We start from the raw sequence: 13,266 nt of genomic DNA, 5'->3' as shown, positions 1-13,266 counted from the left end.
CGGATGCCATGGTGAATCAGACAGATATCTCCATGTTGCCTGCGATCGCGTTCAGCCGGTGCAGTCGTCCCTAATTTCTCTCAGCAACAGATCCAACTGACCGAAGGGATCGGCACTGTTCTCAGAGGTGCTGGCTCCCGAATCCTGGTGCGCAGTTGCTTCTGGATCGGCTGCCCATTCGGCTTCGATGGAGCAGAGTCTGGCCGCCAGCCGGGGCATGCCCCCAAGCACATGCTCACGCTCCAGGACCTCCATCAGGGCCGGCATGCGGGTGGATGTGGCTCTGAGGCTGCGGCGCAGGTCCGACTGGGTCCGTCCCTGCTGCTTGAGCCAGTCCTTTAGAAGTGCTGCAAGATCATCCTCCAGATCTCGTGACCAGCGGGTCATGAGCATTGGAGCGGGAACCATTGATCCAGTCTGCGTTGCGCCCGTTGCCTGATCTCGGGAGTGATGTGATTCCGGCATAGACCCATGACTGCGGTGAGGGCCACCAGGTCATCACTGAAACCAGCCACAGGCAAAAGGTCAGGGATGAGGTCGGTAGGGACCAGAAGATAGGTGAGCGCTGCCAGCAGGGTGAGCCTTGCCTGAGTAGGCGTTGCCGGATCCAGCATCATCTCCAGCGCTTCGAGGGCTGGACGAGCAATGGATCTTCCAGCTCGCTTGAGCAGTTGTTTGAATGCGGATTCATCAATGACTTCACTGTCGAGCACTTCTGCATCCACCACCTCATCGTTGAACCCCGCGTTGAACTCCGTGGTGCCTGAAGAGGAGCTCGAGGTCATGGTGATGGCTGCACAACATTCAGAAACAACAGTCTCACCCCTCTAAGTGGATCTGCCATGAGGAGAGCCGAATGCCGGGGAGTGGGTTCCCGTTCAGACGCTCATTTCCACCAGGCCGTGTTGGATGCCGGTCTTGCGTAATTTGCGCAAGGCACGTTGCACCACCTGACGACAGTATTCCCGGCTGCAGTTCATATGCCTGGCTACTTCCGCAAGAGTGCGCCATTCATGGCTGCCGTCGAGGCCAAATCGCAACATCACCACCGTCCGCTCTTTGGGAGTGAGATTGGATTTGTCCAGCAGCTTCCAGGCCGAAGCAGTCCTTTCTGCGATTTCTGCCCGTTCCATCGGTGGAATTTCATCGCTGGGGAGAACATCGACCAGTTCTGAAGGATCTGATTTTGATTTCACGACCCCCTGAAGGCTGACCGTCACACTTCGTAATTCACAGCCGAGCAGATCCTCCACCTCGCTGAGGGAGATTTGCATCGACTCAGCAAGTTGTTCCGATGTTGGAGGTAAGCCATTGCTCTGCATCAGTCGAGCTTTGGCAGCGCGGAGTTTGGTGAGTTTTTCATTCACATTCACGGGAATACGAATGGTGCGGCTCTGCGTTGAAAGAGCACGGTTCAGACCTTGCCGAATCCACCAGTAGGCGTAGGTGGAAAAACGGTGGCCGCGAGTTGGGTCGTATTTCTCGACGGCGCGTGTGAGTCCAAGAGTGCCTTCCTGAATCAGGTCCAGCAGGTCAAGCCCCTTGCCCTGGTAGCGCTTTGCAAGATTCACCACCAACCTCAGGTTGGAGGTGATCATCTGATTCTTTGCCCTCTCTCCTCGTTTAATCGTGCGCTTCTCTTCATCGGTGTAAACACATGCGGGTCCACTTCCACCAGCAAGCTGACAGCGCTCGTTAAGAGCAACCATGGCCTGAACTTTGCGCCCCATCGTTAACTCCTGTTCGGGAGTCAATAGTTGATGTCTGCCGATTTCGCCCAGAAATGCACTCAGTGAACTCACCATCACATGTATGCCAGAGTTCTTTGAACCTAGGGCGAATGGCTTTTTATCTGGTGCGTGTAATGAAGACTGCGGAATTCATATTTCAGACGTAATTCTGAATTTGTGCCGAATTCAAGTTTTGTTCATAGTGTGATTCGTTTCGCTTCATATTTGAGTTGTATTGGTTGTCCAGGCCTTCGACATGAAAGCAGCGGAGGTTTCCTCTCAGCCGCTACTGTCGCCAGCAACAAATGATTCGAGCTCATGTTGCTGGCTTCTGCGCTGACTCCGGAGATTGCCAAGAGTGCTGGCGTGGCCTATGTCCACAACCTGAGCTTCATGCTCTGCTTCGCGGCCCTGGTGGTGGAGCGACGTCTGATTCGTCCGGATCCCGATCGCAGGACCGCCACGGCCATGGTGATCACCGACATCATCTACGGAATTGCAGCGCTGGCTCTGCTGGTCAGTGGAATTCTGCGGGTGCTCTACTTCGGTCAGGGCGGCGACTTCTACACGGAAAACCCACTGTTCTGGTGGAAAGTCGGTCTCTATTTGAGCGTCGGAGGGCTTTCGCTCTATCCCACGGTCACCTATGTCCTCTGGGCGATTCCGCTGCGCAAGGGTGAGTTACCCAAAGTGGGTCAAGAACTGGCAACCCGTCTGGGCTGGATCATCAATGTGGAGCTTGTGGGATTTGCCCTGGTTCCGATGCTCGCCACACTGATGGCCAGGGGTGTTGGTCTTTCTGCTGCCTGAGTAACCAGTTCGATGCTTGATGACCCCTGTCCACCGGTTCAGCAGGTTCGCAGGCTGGAGGGTCAGCCCTTCACGGCCGCGGCTGCTCAAACAGCTCCTGGATACGGTGCGCGTTTGGCGACCACGGCTTTCGGAATTCCATCCCTTCCTCGGTGGTGTGTCTGGGTCGAGCCTGCCGCCGCCGCTGAGGCGGATCGATGGGAGCGACGCTGGCTGAATGCCGTCAATGCCGCTTTGCAGGATTGGATGCCTCTGTTGCCGATTACGCGTGTCAGTGATCCCAACCGGGCTCACATCCGGATCGAACGTCGTCGACCGCCTCGGCGTCAGCTGGCGGGGGGTTGGCGAGCCAGTAATGGTCGTGCCGTGCTGCAACTGCTTGAGGTCCGTCGCGCAGACGTCTGGCGACTGGAACCAGGGGTGACCGTTCTTGTATCACCGGAGCTGAGGGCAGAGGCCTTGCAAGCCACCGCGTTGCATGAGCTGGGTCATGCCCTTGGTCTCTGGGGGCACAGCGATGATCCTGCTGATGCCCTTGCGCCGGTGCAAGGAGCCTCGCCGGTGCTCGCTCCATCTGACGGGGATCGGCGCACGCTGAACTGGTTGCGCGCTCAGCCCACTCGCTTTGGTGAGCCGTTGAATCCTGCCGACACCGCAGCTCAGTGATGGCTGTTTTGACGCTCGCTTCAAGCTTCTGACAGGCCGCTGAAAACTCGGCATGCTTCCTCCAGTGAACGATGACTGGCCTTGAGGATTGGAACCTTGCTGCGCTCAGGCAGCCTGATGCGTTCACTGTTCATGGGGGTTGTGCTCGTTGCGCTTGCCGGGTGTGGCCAGTCGGGTCCCCTCTCGCGGGAAGAGCGTGCCTCCAAAGACAGCATCAGCATTCAGCTGGATGCGACAGACCCCTCCGCGAGCACGGGAGAGCTCAATCAGGGGCGTGAATCCCTTCGTTTCAAGGTGGGTTATGGCCGCAACGGCATTGCCTGCGCTGGATCAAGGTTCGAGGAAGGATGGACTCCGCTGGGCACCTTTCGCGTGAATGCAATTCTCAGCGAGGATCGTTTCGTGATGGATCCTGCGCTGGTCAAGGAGTCCGGAAAGACTGAGACCTATCTGCGCGAGAATCTGTTTCGCAACATGAGTTCCATCGATTTCAAGGGCGATGGTGAAACCGGTGAGTACGGCAAGGGTTACATCAGCCTGGCCCCTGTGCCCGCCACGCCACAGCCATTCCGCTTCAACACCTACGACGGCAAATTCCGCTGGTACAGCTTCGCCATTCATGGCACCAACGATCCCAGCCGGGTGGGGCAGTCGATCACCGGTGGCTGCATCAACGTCGATCAGAACGTGATGACTGACCTGCTCAAAACCGTGCAGCTTGGAGATGAAGTGGTCATCAGCTCTGAATCTCCCTGCACTCCCTGATCAGTGTCTGCGCGGAGCTCCTCGGCGTGCTGCCAGGACTGCCTGCACCCGGCGCCAGCTGACACCGTGATGGGCCAAGGCAACCTGCAGATGGAACAGGATGTCGGCCGCTTCTCCAGCGATCTCCTCGGCATTGTCGTCCTTGCACGCCATCACAAACTCCGCACTCTCCTCACCGATTTTCTTGAGGATGCTGTTGTCACCACCCTTGAGCAGTTTGTTGGTGTAACTGCCTTCCTCAGGGTGATCCCGGCGGCTTTCGATCACGCGCATCAGCTCCGTGCAGGCGTCAGCAGGGGGAGCAAGCGACTCCGGGCCCCCCGGGGCGCGTTGATCACTGTCTTCGTAAAAGCAGCTGCGAGCTCCGGTGTGACAGGCCACATCGCCGGTCTGTTCAATCGTGATCAGGATCACATCCGCATCGCAGTCGTAGCGGAGGTTTCTCACTGTCTGGGTGTGGCCGCTGGTGGCGCCCTTGTGCCACAGCTCCTGGCGTGAGCGGCTCCAGTAATGCACCTCTCCTGTGCTCAATGTCAGTTCGATGGAGTGCCTGTTCATCCAGGCCACCATCAGCACAGCACCATCGAGCCAGTCCTGGGCGATTGCCGGGATCAGGCCCGCATCGTTGAAACGGAGTTGATCAATGAAGGCTGAGGTGAGGGGCTGCATCGGGCTGCGCTTGCTGCAGATGGAGTCAGCACAAATCCTGACGCAGTGCCCAGCCGCCCATCGTCTGGCCCGAATTGGCCGAGACGGCTTTCGGTAACTGTTGGTTGACTGAGGTCAGCATCGATACGTTGAACGCAGAGTTCCGAACGTTCGATGCCATCCGGTCTGAAGCGAGCAATGGTCAGCAGTGGCCTTGTGCTGCTGGCCTGTTCATTTGCCGCTCCGACCTCTGCTTCGCAACGGCGCGGTTCAACACCTCTCGATTTCCTGACCATCCGAAAGGCCTCCAGCCCGCAGATCTCGCCTGATGGTGAGACGGTGGTTTTCGTTTTGGAGGAACCGGGACCTCAAAAGGATGGTCAACCCTGGCGTGGTGATCAGGATCTTTGGAGAGTTCCTGCGGACGGCAGCGCTCCTCCCCAACGCTGGATCTCAAGTCCACAGAAGGACTGGTCACCCCGATGGTCTCCGGATGGAGGAACGCTGGCCTTTCTCTCCAAACGTGGCACGGGAGAGTCAAACGGATCCACAACACAGATCTTCCTGAGCGATTCCTCTGGCGCCGGGGTTCGTCAGCTCACGGGTGTGGGCGGAGAGATCTCCGCATTTCGTTGGGCGCCTGATGGCAGCAGTCTCGCTTTTCTTGCATCAGACGATCTGAATCATTCCGACAGCGCACCCCATCCATCGAACCGGCCCCTGCCTCTGACGAAGCTGTATCAGGTGTCTGTTTCAGGAGAGGAGGTGATGCTGATTTCACCGTCTGGACTGAATGTGATCGACTTTGACTGGTCACCGGATGGCTCCCGAATTGCTGCTCTGACCTCTCCAACAGCCAAGGTTCCGGATCTGGTCAGTGCCAGGCAGCTGGTGATCATTGATCCTTCCCTGGCTGAGGTTGAGCGCCGTTTCCCCAATCGCATCGGTTGGGACTCCCCCGTGTTGTGGTCGCCTGACGGAGAGCTCATCCATGTTGATGTCTGGAGATCACCCGGAGATGCATGGTCTCCAGCTTTTATCTCAGTCAGCGATGGTCAGACTCAGGTTTTACTGGATGGCGTTCGGGCCACGATCGGAGATACACGCTGGTCTGCTGACTCCCGCTTTCTGTTCGGCCAGTTGTTGGAGGGAAACCAGACGTCTCTCGCCAGGATTGAACGAGAGACGGGTGCCATTCAGCGGCTGACACCATCTGGCGCCAGATTGTTTGAGAAGGGCACATACACCGCTCATGATTCATCCGGCCGAGTTGTTCTGCTCAAAGCTTCCGCATCGGCTCCGCCGGATCTCTGGTTCGTTGATTCAGGTCAGGCCCCCAAACAGCTCACACGTTTGAATCCGCAGATTGATCAGATCCGATTTGGAGAGGTGCGTGAACTGCAATGGCGCAATCCAGATGATGGTCAAACGGTGCATGGATTTTTTGTGCTTCCCCTTGACTATCAATCGGGTCGTCGTTACCCGATGGTGACGATTCTGCACGGTGGTCCGACATCGGCCTGGCAGATCGGATGGTCGGATGGTTTCACGGATTGGGGCCAGGTCTTGGCTGCCAATGGCTACATCACTTTTTTCCCGAATGTGCGGGGTTCACTCGGAGCTGGAGTTGATTACGCCAATGCCAATACAGGTGATTTAGGCGGAATTGATTATGTGGATGCGATCAGTGGAGTCGACGAAATGGTGTCGCAAGGATTTGCTGATCCCAAGCGGCTGGGTGTTGGGGGTTACAGCTATGGCGGTTATCTGAGCTCCTGGAGCATCACCCAGACAACACGTTTCAAGGCAGCGGTGTCTGGTGGAATCCTGGCTGATCTGATCAGCTTTTATGGCACCACTGATATCCCCCAGTATCTGACCATTCACCTCGGCGAGCCACCTTTCCCTGAACAATCACTGGCATGGCAGCGCTCCCCGCTCAAGCATGCGTCAAAGGTGACAACACCGGTGTTGTTTTATGTGGGTGATAGTGACCAACGCACACCCCCGGGTCAGGTTCATCAGATGCATCGTGCCGTTGAAGATGCTGGAGTAACGGCCTTTAAGGTCATCTATCCAGGAGAGGGTCATGGATTCGTGGACCGAAACAATCAATTGGATCTGATGCAACGGATGCTGGCTTGGTATGGGCGCTACTTGTTACCAGCTGGGGCATCTCAATGAGACTATCGGCCTAGATCAGGCTTCAGATCGCGATTCAAAACACATCGCAGTTGTCTTCAGTTAGCTGCTTGTCGTTGGAGTCACTGTCAGCCTTTGAGTGTCGTGTCTGCGCTTGCTGCAGATGTAGACCTGAAGAGGCCTGCCGCAGTGACGTCTCTCTTTTCCTCGATGCCTTCGCCTCCCGCTGGTCACACCTGCAGCAAGCACTTCGAGGGCTATCCCTGCTGCCATCGGCAGTGGCAGCACCCCGGGCATTGCCGTTTCGTGCACGGTTACAGCCGCAGCTTCACGGTTTGGTTCGCTGCCTTTGAACTGGATGCCTGTGGTTTCGTGGTCGACTTCTCCAGCCTCCGGCCTTTGGAGGAGCAACTCAGACGGCAGTTCGATCACACCTTTCTGGTGAATGCCGATGATCCGTTGATGGATCAGTGGCAGACCCTGCATGAGCAGGGCGCGCTGGATCTGCGCGTGATGGACAACGTGGGCATGGAAGCCACTGCCCAGTTGGTCTGGGGCTGGGCTAACACCCTGTTGCAACAACGTGATGCAGGCCGCAGCTGCTGCTGGAAGGTGGAAGCCCGGGAAAACCGGGCCAATGGAGCCTGCTACGAGGCACTGCCTGAGTGGTTCGATCCTGCGAACCGCTAACTAGACCAGTGATCAGCGCAGCACCAGTTCCCGCTGCTCCCCGCTGCTGCAGGAAGGGCAGCCCCGCTCGAGGGCGGGGCCTTGGGGTGTGAGGGCTTAAACCATCAACGGCAACCACAGCCGAGGCCATCCGCGCATGCTTCACAGCAGAAGGCTTTGCCGTCGCGCATCACAGCTTTTGCAGCTTCTATTTCGCATTGACAAGCGGTGTTGCATTGGCACTTGATGAGATCTGTCGTCATGGTGAATACCGGATTGGGACAGTTCCTTTCTATGCCGGATCAATGAGTCTCAACAGGAGGAGGACCGACCATGGAGGTACGGTTTAACGTGCACTTATGCGTAGCCGAAACAGTCAGAAGCCTCCCCGTTTGGAGCCCGACGGAACATGCAGTGAGGGCTGTCTGCGCCCCGTCGCAAAGCACCACCGGGAACTGACCAGAACGCCCTGGCAGAACGCTGATGGCTGGTGGAAGCTCACCACATCAGGACGGCTCTGGTGGGCGCCTTTGGGGGCTCGGCGCTGGCGTTTGACGCCATGGTTCGTCGCTGACGATCAGCTCTGGCACTCGAGCAACACCACCGGCCCTGAAGAAACGCAATCACTGCTGGAACTGCTGGCCGATGGCCGACAGAAGCAGCTCAATGATCGCCTTGAAAGACGTGCTGCTGATGCTCGTCGTCGTAGGGCCCTCAAGCCAGCCCATCCGCCCAGGCGGTGCTGCTGTTGTGGCTGCACGTTCACGCCGAAGCGTGCGGATGCCAGGTGCTGCTCAGGACGCTGCCGGGCAAAGCTAAGCCGGAATAAGGCGTCAGACGCTTGCTGCGGTACTGCATGCAGCTGACGCTGATGCACAAGGTGGTGAACCGACTCGGTCTCAAGCGATTGAGCGCCGCGGGGCGTTGGTCCATCAAGCATGCACAAACGAAACTGATTCTCAGCAGCAGATTTGCACTGCTGAATGTGATTCTCAAAAGCATATTTGGGGCTCTTGAATGTGATTCTCAAAAGCATATTTTGATCGCTTAATGTTCGGTTTTCACGCATATCTTTCGCTGTTTTGTGATGTAGAACTGATGCATCCCTCCCAGAGGACAACGCAATGACAAATTCCGCCACCCAGGCCACCATCACCATTCCCGTCGGTCCTGCAGGCCGGGCCATGGCCGAACCCATGTCCAGCGAACTGCTCGACCTGATGGAAGCTCATCTCAACCTTGAGCGTCAGTCAGCTGCTGATTACTTCGCTGCTGCTGTCTGGTTTGCTGAACGTGAACTGACCGGCTTTGCCGAGCATCTCCGCGATGAGGCCAAGCAGGAGCAGGAGCACGCCGCCAAGTTTGCTGACTATCTGATCTCCAGAGGTCAGCGCCCTGTGCTCGACACGATCGAACCACCCCGCCAGCAATGGCCTGATGTGGAGCAGGTGATCGCCAATGTCTTCCGCATGGAAGCTGATGTGACCGCCTCGGTGCTGCAGCTTTACGGCACTGCTGAAAAGGACATTGACCGCCGCACCACGGTGTTCCTCGACGCAATCGTTGATGCTCAGCGTCTTTCTGAGCACGAGGCTGCCTATCTGCTGGGCCGCGTCAAGTTCGCTGCCGGCAACCCTGCTGCTGTGATGATCATCGACGCCGAACTGAGGGAAGGCGAAGCCGAGCCCGCCAAACTCGAAGGCTGATCAATCGCTCAGCTCAAAGCCCAACCTGCCAATCCAGTGCACCATCCCTGCAGCCCCGCCCAGTGCGGGGCTTTTGATTGCTGAGTCGGACCATGGCCAGCTGCTGCAGCTACCGACCGGAACCGTGATTCACCTTCCAGATGACCGTGATCAGACTCTGAGAGTTGAATCACACGCAGCCTGATGCAGACGGTCTCAGCAGAGCAATTCGAACTGGCGTTGTCTCTGGGATTGTCGGCACTGGATTGGATTCAGGAGTCGTACGACGAAGAACCAATGAGGTCTGTGGCGACCTTCGCGACTGGTCTTGACGTCTGGACTCAGATGTTGGAACTGCAGTGGACCCAGTAATAAAAAAGACCCCACTGCTAGTGCAGCCGGGCCAGGGTGATGGGGAGACACATCTTGGTATCGCCAATACGTCTAGTCAACGCCACATATGGTGCACCTCATCTGAAATTGATGACAGGGTGTTCCCGAATACCTATTCCAAGAATTTGATCCCTACTCTTGCCCTATCAGGGTCGGGTGATGGGGATTATCCGAGTCAACAATTGAGCCACTGCAAAGCCGGTGGCTTTTTTTGTGCCATGAGATTCAGCTCCAGCTCCTTTCTGCGTTCCCCCTAGCTTCGACGCTTTCAAATGCAGCGGTGACAGGGGGTGATAGGGCATCACAGCAGCCAGCTAGTAAGACGCCCCCAGGGAGGTATTGCACGGAACACCAGGTCATCCGGTGGCGAGCTAGCTGATTGTTAGATGCACCCCTTCGATCTGCTCATGAGCGAGAACATCCAGGGACTGCTCCTCAGCATCAACGAGCTGGCCACAAGTGCCGCAGCAGAGGGCAATGAGATCCGACTAGTCGCGGCCTGCGAGGTGCTCCGAAATAGCGGCGCGGAATCCCTGTGCTGGATTGCTTCGTTTACTGAGCCGGAGGAGGGCTATCCGGAAGCGCTTTTCTCGGGCTGACTTAGCTGCAGCAGACCCAGCCTCTTTCCTTGACGCTGATCAACGGTGCCGAACCATCGGGGGAGTCGCACTGATCTGCTTTGTCAAAATGCATTTCACATTTGATGCTTTGCCTGATAAACCGATCTTCTTTGTTCGGTTTTGAGTAATGACTGGAATGCTCGGTAGGTCTAAAACAAAAAAGCCCCGGGAATTCACGGCATGGTTTCTCGTTCTGAATTAAAAGAGGACTCTCTTGATTTAGCCTTAGGAATTCTTCAGTTAGCCAGGGATCCTGAACATGGATTCAAGCATAGCCGGCACTTCTCCCCAATTTTTAAATGGGATCTGCAAAAAGAATGTCTCAACAGGTTTATAACTCATCCCAAGCTTCAGCCTCTTATCAATGAGCAGTTTGACATTCCTTGGCCATCATTTGATGCGATGCGTGCGATGCCAGTGGGAAGCCTTGGATTCTGCGCTCAGCAAATGTTTAGTAAGCTTGGAATTGAGCCATTAGCACCGGTAAATAAAAATCTTAGAAAGGTTGTCGGGACCAATGAAAAGGAAGATTATTTATCCCGCAGGCTTAGAAAATTTCATGACATTTTCCATTTAGTTCTTGGCGTTGATACTTCAGTGGCTGGGGAAGCGGCTGTACAAACCTATGTTGCTGTTTCACAACAGCTGCCGGCAGTAGTTGCGATTCTCTCCGCTTCAATGACACATAGTTTCTTATACCCCGATGAACATCGCATGATCTGGGAGGCTATTAGCTTTGGCGCTCAAGTCGGTCTCGCTGGAGTTTTCCTGGAAGGGTGTCGTTGGGAAGAGGGATGGGAGCGACCTTTAGCTGAATGGCGATCTGAACTTGGACTTATCACCTTGCTGGAGAACTCTCCTTTTCAGGATGAAATACATCGCTGGGAAACACCTTCTACTTGAAGAATCAACACTAATGATTAGGCAATCAAGCTCTATGCTCTATGCAGATAAGGACCCCATGTGGCAGCCAAGCTCTCTGCTTATGACTGCCACTAGAACGGTGTTTTCCCTGACAGCTTTGATCAGAATGTACCCGGGAGTCATCACACTGAGCCTGCATGAGTCATGCCAGAAAGGTTGCTCTTCAAGGGACAGCTGAGCTGGATTAGTTCGAGTAAGCCTTTCTGGGTGTCTTTGCAGCCAAGGACCCTGAGGCCATTGCCATTGCACTAAGGGCCGTCAGCTGTCATCTCCTTTCATAGAGCCATTCATTCATGTGTGGCGCTGCCCTGGACCTGATGGATGAGAGGGAAGCGATACATGCACTTGAGCTTCGTTTGATCAGTCAGCGCGATTGATCACCAGCCGCCGGGCTCACGTTATGGGATATACCAGAACACGCCCAGGGTGTACTGGCCTTTGCGTTTGAAGGAGATGCCCGATTCTTTGTTGTCGCGTTCGTAGGTCTTGTCCTGCTCGGCAGAGGGGAAGGCGAATTTGTAGTAGTTGAAGTCGTCGACGTAAGCGTTGCCGCCGTATTGGCTGAAGGTGCAAGGGCCTTTGATCGAGTCCTTGCTGCTGTCATCCCACGTCAGCATGCAATAAGCGCTGGTGCTATCGGCTTGAGCTGGTACTGCCAGTGCGGTGATGGCGAGTGCTGCAGCGGTGATTGTGGTGCGGATCATCGTGTCCAGGGGGATTGGTGGGGTATATCCAGTAAATGGAGGTATGACCAGAAGCCACCATCTGTTGTTGGACGTTGGAGCCATTCAGGAATAACTCGCCCACGGTCCTGCCGTAGTGATCACGGGTGATCTGGCGCAATGACGCCTGACGGCCTACAACAAGCCGCCTGAGTTGACTACGGGCAGCCTTGGCAGGCACTGGGTCAGCACGTCGACCCCGCAGTTCTGGGGTATCGATGCAAGCCTGATCTTTTCTCCTGCGCTGGTGGTGCAGGTGTCGCCGTAGCAAGGGGAGTTACACCAGCACAACTTAGGCGAACATAAATAGCAATTTGGTTTTATCTATCTCTGCTCAACTGCGCTCAATCGTGCCAGGTATTGAAGGCTGATTTGTGGGATTAGTTAGGCTATTGAAGCAATAAAAAGCCCCCGTGGCGGCAGGGGCTTTGAATGAGCACAACTGACCGAGTATTAGAAAGCTATAAAATAACTATGATAATTTGCCTCGTCTTATAAATAAACTACCAAAACTAATGCATACAATTCTCCCTCCAGTTGCGCCTTCCAGTTCCTCTTCAGAAATCTCTGCTTGAGCCTTGTTATTTAGATCATCAGTGGAAATGCTAAATCCTGCTTCTTTGGCAATGGAAGCAATAGCATTGGTATCAGCCGCTACTTTGAGCCTTTCCTGCAGGCTGGTGTTGCCTTTGGCGTTAGCGATGAAAGCTATGAGTTGTTCTTGTGTCATGGTTCTAAGGAATGAATTGTCGGGGGTTTAGCCCCCTGGACTCTTTCAAGATCACAGCTCTTCTGGTGAACCCCACTGCACAGCTTTGGTGCAGAGCCCAAGAGGTTCTGGTGAGCTTCTGGTGATTCAGTCACTACCTGGTCGGGCAACGCTTGCATCTGCCTGATTACTGTTCAACTGCGCTCAATCGTGCCAGGTATGGAAGGCTGATTTATGGGATTAGTTAGGCTATTGAAGAAATAAAAACCCCGGCTCCTTGCAACAAATGGGGTTTTGATGAGTATTAACAGTGATCATGCTTCTTCATTTTAGCGCGCATCATGGTTTTAATATGGGTCCTGGCCCTTTCTCGTAAGTCATCAGACAAATAATCATCCCATCCTTAGGTTGATTCAGACTAAAGGTGCAATTGCCTTCAGCAACTGCCTCCAGCTCATCATTTGATAAGTCTGTATATTGCTGAATGTCTTCTGCAGTAATTGCAAAACCTGCAGACAGCAGTTCACTGAGGCTCGGCTGATGAACTTTCTGAAAAGCATTGGGCTGTTTCTGTTGATCCTCGGTTTCTGGTGCGGCAGCGTTCTAGGAGCCCTGTACTTAATCGAACGGCATCGGCTTCAGGATTCAGGCGTCTTAGAGGGAAATGGCCCGAATGGGTGATGTGTCCCCGATCAATCGTGGTGAGGTTTTGATGGTTGTAATTGTCTTAGGGATAAGGCAACCAAAACCTTTGTGATCGGCGCTTGCAGAGTTGTCATTGCT

The 13,266-nt window shown here is 55.1% G+C and carries 19 protein-coding genes; 12 read left to right on the top strand and 7 right to left on the bottom strand.

The genetic code is table 11. The features are described from left to right. Nucleotides 1-51: 51 nt before the first annotated feature. The 3 genes from SynBIOSE41_RS12290 to SynBIOSE41_RS12280 form a co-directional block, all read right to left on the bottom strand. The gene (locus SynBIOSE41_RS12290) at nt 52-387 is read right to left on the bottom strand and encodes a hypothetical protein (protein ID WP_186541181.1); all 336 of its coding nucleotides are present in this window, start codon (nt 385-387) and stop codon (nt 52-54) included. Beyond that, nucleotides 384-785, bottom strand: coding sequence for a YkvA family protein (locus tag SynBIOSE41_RS12285; protein WP_186538119.1), 402 nt, complete (start codon nt 783-785; stop codon nt 384-386). The genes SynBIOSE41_RS12290 and SynBIOSE41_RS12285 overlap by 4 nt, the downstream gene beginning before the upstream one ends. A gap of 93 nt (nt 786-878) precedes the next feature. Further along, nucleotides 879-1,805: a sigma-70 family RNA polymerase sigma factor gene (locus SynBIOSE41_RS12280; RefSeq protein WP_066905664.1), complete on the bottom strand. Its 927-nt coding sequence runs from the start codon at nt 1,803-1,805 to the stop codon at nt 879-881. Between the two features lie 243 nt (nt 1,806-2,048). On the opposite strand from SynBIOSE41_RS12280, the gene SynBIOSE41_RS12275 reads away from it, so the two are divergent. From SynBIOSE41_RS12275 to SynBIOSE41_RS12265, 3 genes are all read left to right on the top strand, one after another. Beyond that, nucleotides 2,049-2,540, top strand: coding sequence for a DUF2214 family protein (locus tag SynBIOSE41_RS12275; protein ID WP_186538118.1), 492 nt, complete (start codon nt 2,049-2,051; stop codon nt 2,538-2,540). A 12-nt stretch (nt 2,541-2,552) separates the two neighbouring features. Continuing rightward, nucleotides 2,553-3,206 carry a peptidase gene (locus SynBIOSE41_RS12270; RefSeq protein WP_066905660.1) on the top strand — a complete coding sequence of 218 codons (654 nt, stop codon included), beginning with the start codon at nt 2,553-2,555 and terminating at the stop codon, nt 3,204-3,206. A 117-nt stretch (nt 3,207-3,323) separates the two neighbouring features. Next, nucleotides 3,324-3,971 (top strand): lipoprotein, encoded by a 648-nt coding sequence (locus SynBIOSE41_RS12265; RefSeq protein WP_066906078.1) that lies wholly within the window; start codon nt 3,324-3,326, stop codon nt 3,969-3,971. Here SynBIOSE41_RS12265 and hisIE read toward each other — a convergent pair whose 3' ends face one another. Beyond that, on the bottom strand, nt 3,972-4,640 hold the full coding sequence (gene hisIE / locus SynBIOSE41_RS12260; protein ID WP_186538117.1) for a bifunctional phosphoribosyl-AMP cyclohydrolase/phosphoribosyl-ATP diphosphatase HisIE: 669 nt from the start codon (nt 4,638-4,640) through the stop codon (nt 3,972-3,974). Nucleotides 4,641-4,793: 153 nt separating this feature from the next. Between hisIE and SynBIOSE41_RS12255 the strand changes: the two genes are divergently transcribed. From SynBIOSE41_RS12255 to SynBIOSE41_RS12220, 8 genes are all read left to right on the top strand, one after another. Continuing rightward, complete coding sequence (locus SynBIOSE41_RS12255; protein WP_186538116.1) at nt 4,794-6,803, top strand: S9 family peptidase; 2,010 nt, start codon at nt 4,794-4,796, stop codon at nt 6,801-6,803. A 168-nt stretch (nt 6,804-6,971) separates the two neighbouring features. Next, nucleotides 6,972-7,451 carry a 6-carboxytetrahydropterin synthase gene (locus SynBIOSE41_RS12250; RefSeq protein WP_186538115.1) on the top strand — a complete coding sequence of 160 codons (480 nt, stop codon included), beginning with the start codon at nt 6,972-6,974 and terminating at the stop codon, nt 7,449-7,451. A 338-nt stretch (nt 7,452-7,789) separates the two neighbouring features. Further along, nucleotides 7,790-8,296, top strand: coding sequence for a hypothetical protein (locus SynBIOSE41_RS12240; RefSeq protein ID WP_186538113.1), 507 nt, complete (start codon nt 7,790-7,792; stop codon nt 8,294-8,296). Next, entirely contained in the window at nt 8,287-8,481 is a 195-nt protein-coding gene (locus tag SynBIOSE41_RS17860) for a hypothetical protein (protein WP_222930542.1), read from the top strand. Before SynBIOSE41_RS12240 ends, SynBIOSE41_RS17860 begins: the two co-directional genes overlap by 10 nt. A 73-nt stretch (nt 8,482-8,554) precedes the next feature. Continuing rightward, nucleotides 8,555-9,136, top strand: a complete 582-nt coding sequence (locus SynBIOSE41_RS12235) for a ferritin (protein ID WP_186538112.1) — start codon at nt 8,555-8,557, stop codon at nt 9,134-9,136. Nucleotides 9,137-9,319: 183 nt separating this feature from the next. After that, nucleotides 9,320-9,487, top strand: coding sequence for a hypothetical protein (locus SynBIOSE41_RS12230; RefSeq protein WP_186538111.1), 168 nt, complete (start codon nt 9,320-9,322; stop codon nt 9,485-9,487). 407 nt (nt 9,488-9,894) lie between these two features. Further along, nucleotides 9,895-10,107, top strand: coding sequence for a hypothetical protein (locus SynBIOSE41_RS12225; RefSeq protein WP_186538110.1), 213 nt, complete (start codon nt 9,895-9,897; stop codon nt 10,105-10,107). A gap of 201 nt (nt 10,108-10,308) precedes the next feature. Next, complete coding sequence (locus SynBIOSE41_RS12220) at nt 10,309-11,031, top strand: Coq4 family protein (protein WP_186538109.1); 723 nt, start codon at nt 10,309-10,311, stop codon at nt 11,029-11,031. A 419-nt stretch (nt 11,032-11,450) separates the two neighbouring features. Here the strand turns inward: SynBIOSE41_RS12220 and SynBIOSE41_RS12215 are convergent, their stop codons facing one another. From SynBIOSE41_RS12215 to SynBIOSE41_RS12205, 3 genes are all read right to left on the bottom strand, one after another. Further along, on the bottom strand, nt 11,451-11,669 hold the full coding sequence (locus SynBIOSE41_RS12215) for a hypothetical protein (RefSeq protein ID WP_186538108.1): 219 nt from the start codon (nt 11,667-11,669) through the stop codon (nt 11,451-11,453). A gap of 16 nt (nt 11,670-11,685) precedes the next feature. Next, the gene (locus tag SynBIOSE41_RS12210) at nt 11,686-11,955 is read right to left on the bottom strand and encodes a thermonuclease family protein (RefSeq protein WP_255475748.1); all 270 of its coding nucleotides are present in this window, start codon (nt 11,953-11,955) and stop codon (nt 11,686-11,688) included. Nucleotides 11,956-12,246: 291 nt separating this feature from the next. Next, a complete protein-coding gene (locus SynBIOSE41_RS12205; RefSeq protein ID WP_186538107.1) occupies nt 12,247-12,504 on the bottom strand; it encodes a Nif11-like leader peptide family natural product precursor in 258 nt (85 codons plus the stop codon). 519 nt (nt 12,505-13,023) lie between these two features. Between SynBIOSE41_RS12205 and SynBIOSE41_RS17855 the strand changes: the two genes are divergently transcribed. Next, nucleotides 13,024-13,164, top strand: a complete 141-nt coding sequence (locus SynBIOSE41_RS17855; protein ID WP_156486782.1) for a hypothetical protein — start codon at nt 13,024-13,026, stop codon at nt 13,162-13,164. Nucleotides 13,165-13,266 lie beyond the last annotated feature (102 nt).

Source organism: Synechococcus sp. BIOS-E4-1 (genome assembly GCF_014279995.1).
Classification (GTDB): Bacteria; Cyanobacteriota; Cyanobacteriia; order PCC-6307; family Cyanobiaceae; genus Synechococcus_C.
The sequence above is the reverse complement of the archived record's forward strand: the minus strand, read 5'-3'. Positions and strand labels throughout refer to the sequence as shown.

Excerpts from the sequence above, each read along its gene's own strand:
- SynBIOSE41_RS12290 (WP_186541181.1), bottom strand. The coding sequence starts at position 387 with ATGACCCGCTGGTCACGAGATCTGGAGGATGATCTTGCAGCACTTCTA.
- SynBIOSE41_RS12285 (WP_186538119.1), bottom strand. The coding sequence starts at position 785 with ATGACCTCGAGCTCCTCTTCAGGCACCACGGAGTTCAACGCGGGGTTC.
- SynBIOSE41_RS12280 (WP_066905664.1), bottom strand. The coding sequence starts at position 1,805 with ATGGTGAGTTCACTGAGTGCATTTCTGGGCGAAATCGGCAGACATCAA.
- SynBIOSE41_RS12275 (WP_186538118.1), top strand. The coding sequence starts at position 2,049 with ATGTTGCTGGCTTCTGCGCTGACTCCGGAGATTGCCAAGAGTGCTGGC.
- SynBIOSE41_RS12270 (WP_066905660.1), top strand. The coding sequence starts at position 2,553 with ATGCTTGATGACCCCTGTCCACCGGTTCAGCAGGTTCGCAGGCTGGAG.
- SynBIOSE41_RS12265 (WP_066906078.1), top strand. The coding sequence starts at position 3,324 with ATGCGTTCACTGTTCATGGGGGTTGTGCTCGTTGCGCTTGCCGGGTGT.
- hisIE (WP_186538117.1), bottom strand. The coding sequence starts at position 4,640 with ATGCAGCCCCTCACCTCAGCCTTCATTGATCAACTCCGTTTCAACGAT.
- SynBIOSE41_RS12255 (WP_186538116.1), top strand. The coding sequence starts at position 4,794 with ATGCCATCCGGTCTGAAGCGAGCAATGGTCAGCAGTGGCCTTGTGCTG.
- SynBIOSE41_RS12250 (WP_186538115.1), top strand. The coding sequence starts at position 6,972 with ATGCCTTCGCCTCCCGCTGGTCACACCTGCAGCAAGCACTTCGAGGGC.
- SynBIOSE41_RS12240 (WP_186538113.1), top strand. The coding sequence starts at position 7,790 with ATGCGTAGCCGAAACAGTCAGAAGCCTCCCCGTTTGGAGCCCGACGGA.
- SynBIOSE41_RS17860 (WP_222930542.1), top strand. The coding sequence starts at position 8,287 with ATGCAGCTGACGCTGATGCACAAGGTGGTGAACCGACTCGGTCTCAAG.
- SynBIOSE41_RS12235 (WP_186538112.1), top strand. The coding sequence starts at position 8,555 with ATGACAAATTCCGCCACCCAGGCCACCATCACCATTCCCGTCGGTCCT.
- SynBIOSE41_RS12230 (WP_186538111.1), top strand. The coding sequence starts at position 9,320 with ATGCAGACGGTCTCAGCAGAGCAATTCGAACTGGCGTTGTCTCTGGGA.
- SynBIOSE41_RS12225 (WP_186538110.1), top strand. The coding sequence starts at position 9,895 with ATGCACCCCTTCGATCTGCTCATGAGCGAGAACATCCAGGGACTGCTC.
- SynBIOSE41_RS12220 (WP_186538109.1), top strand. The coding sequence starts at position 10,309 with ATGGTTTCTCGTTCTGAATTAAAAGAGGACTCTCTTGATTTAGCCTTA.
- SynBIOSE41_RS12215 (WP_186538108.1), bottom strand. The coding sequence starts at position 11,669 with ATGCTGACGTGGGATGACAGCAGCAAGGACTCGATCAAAGGCCCTTGC.
- SynBIOSE41_RS12205 (WP_186538107.1), bottom strand. The coding sequence starts at position 12,504 with ATGACACAAGAACAACTCATAGCTTTCATCGCTAACGCCAAAGGCAAC.
- SynBIOSE41_RS17855 (WP_156486782.1), top strand. The coding sequence starts at position 13,024 with ATGAACTTTCTGAAAAGCATTGGGCTGTTTCTGTTGATCCTCGGTTTC.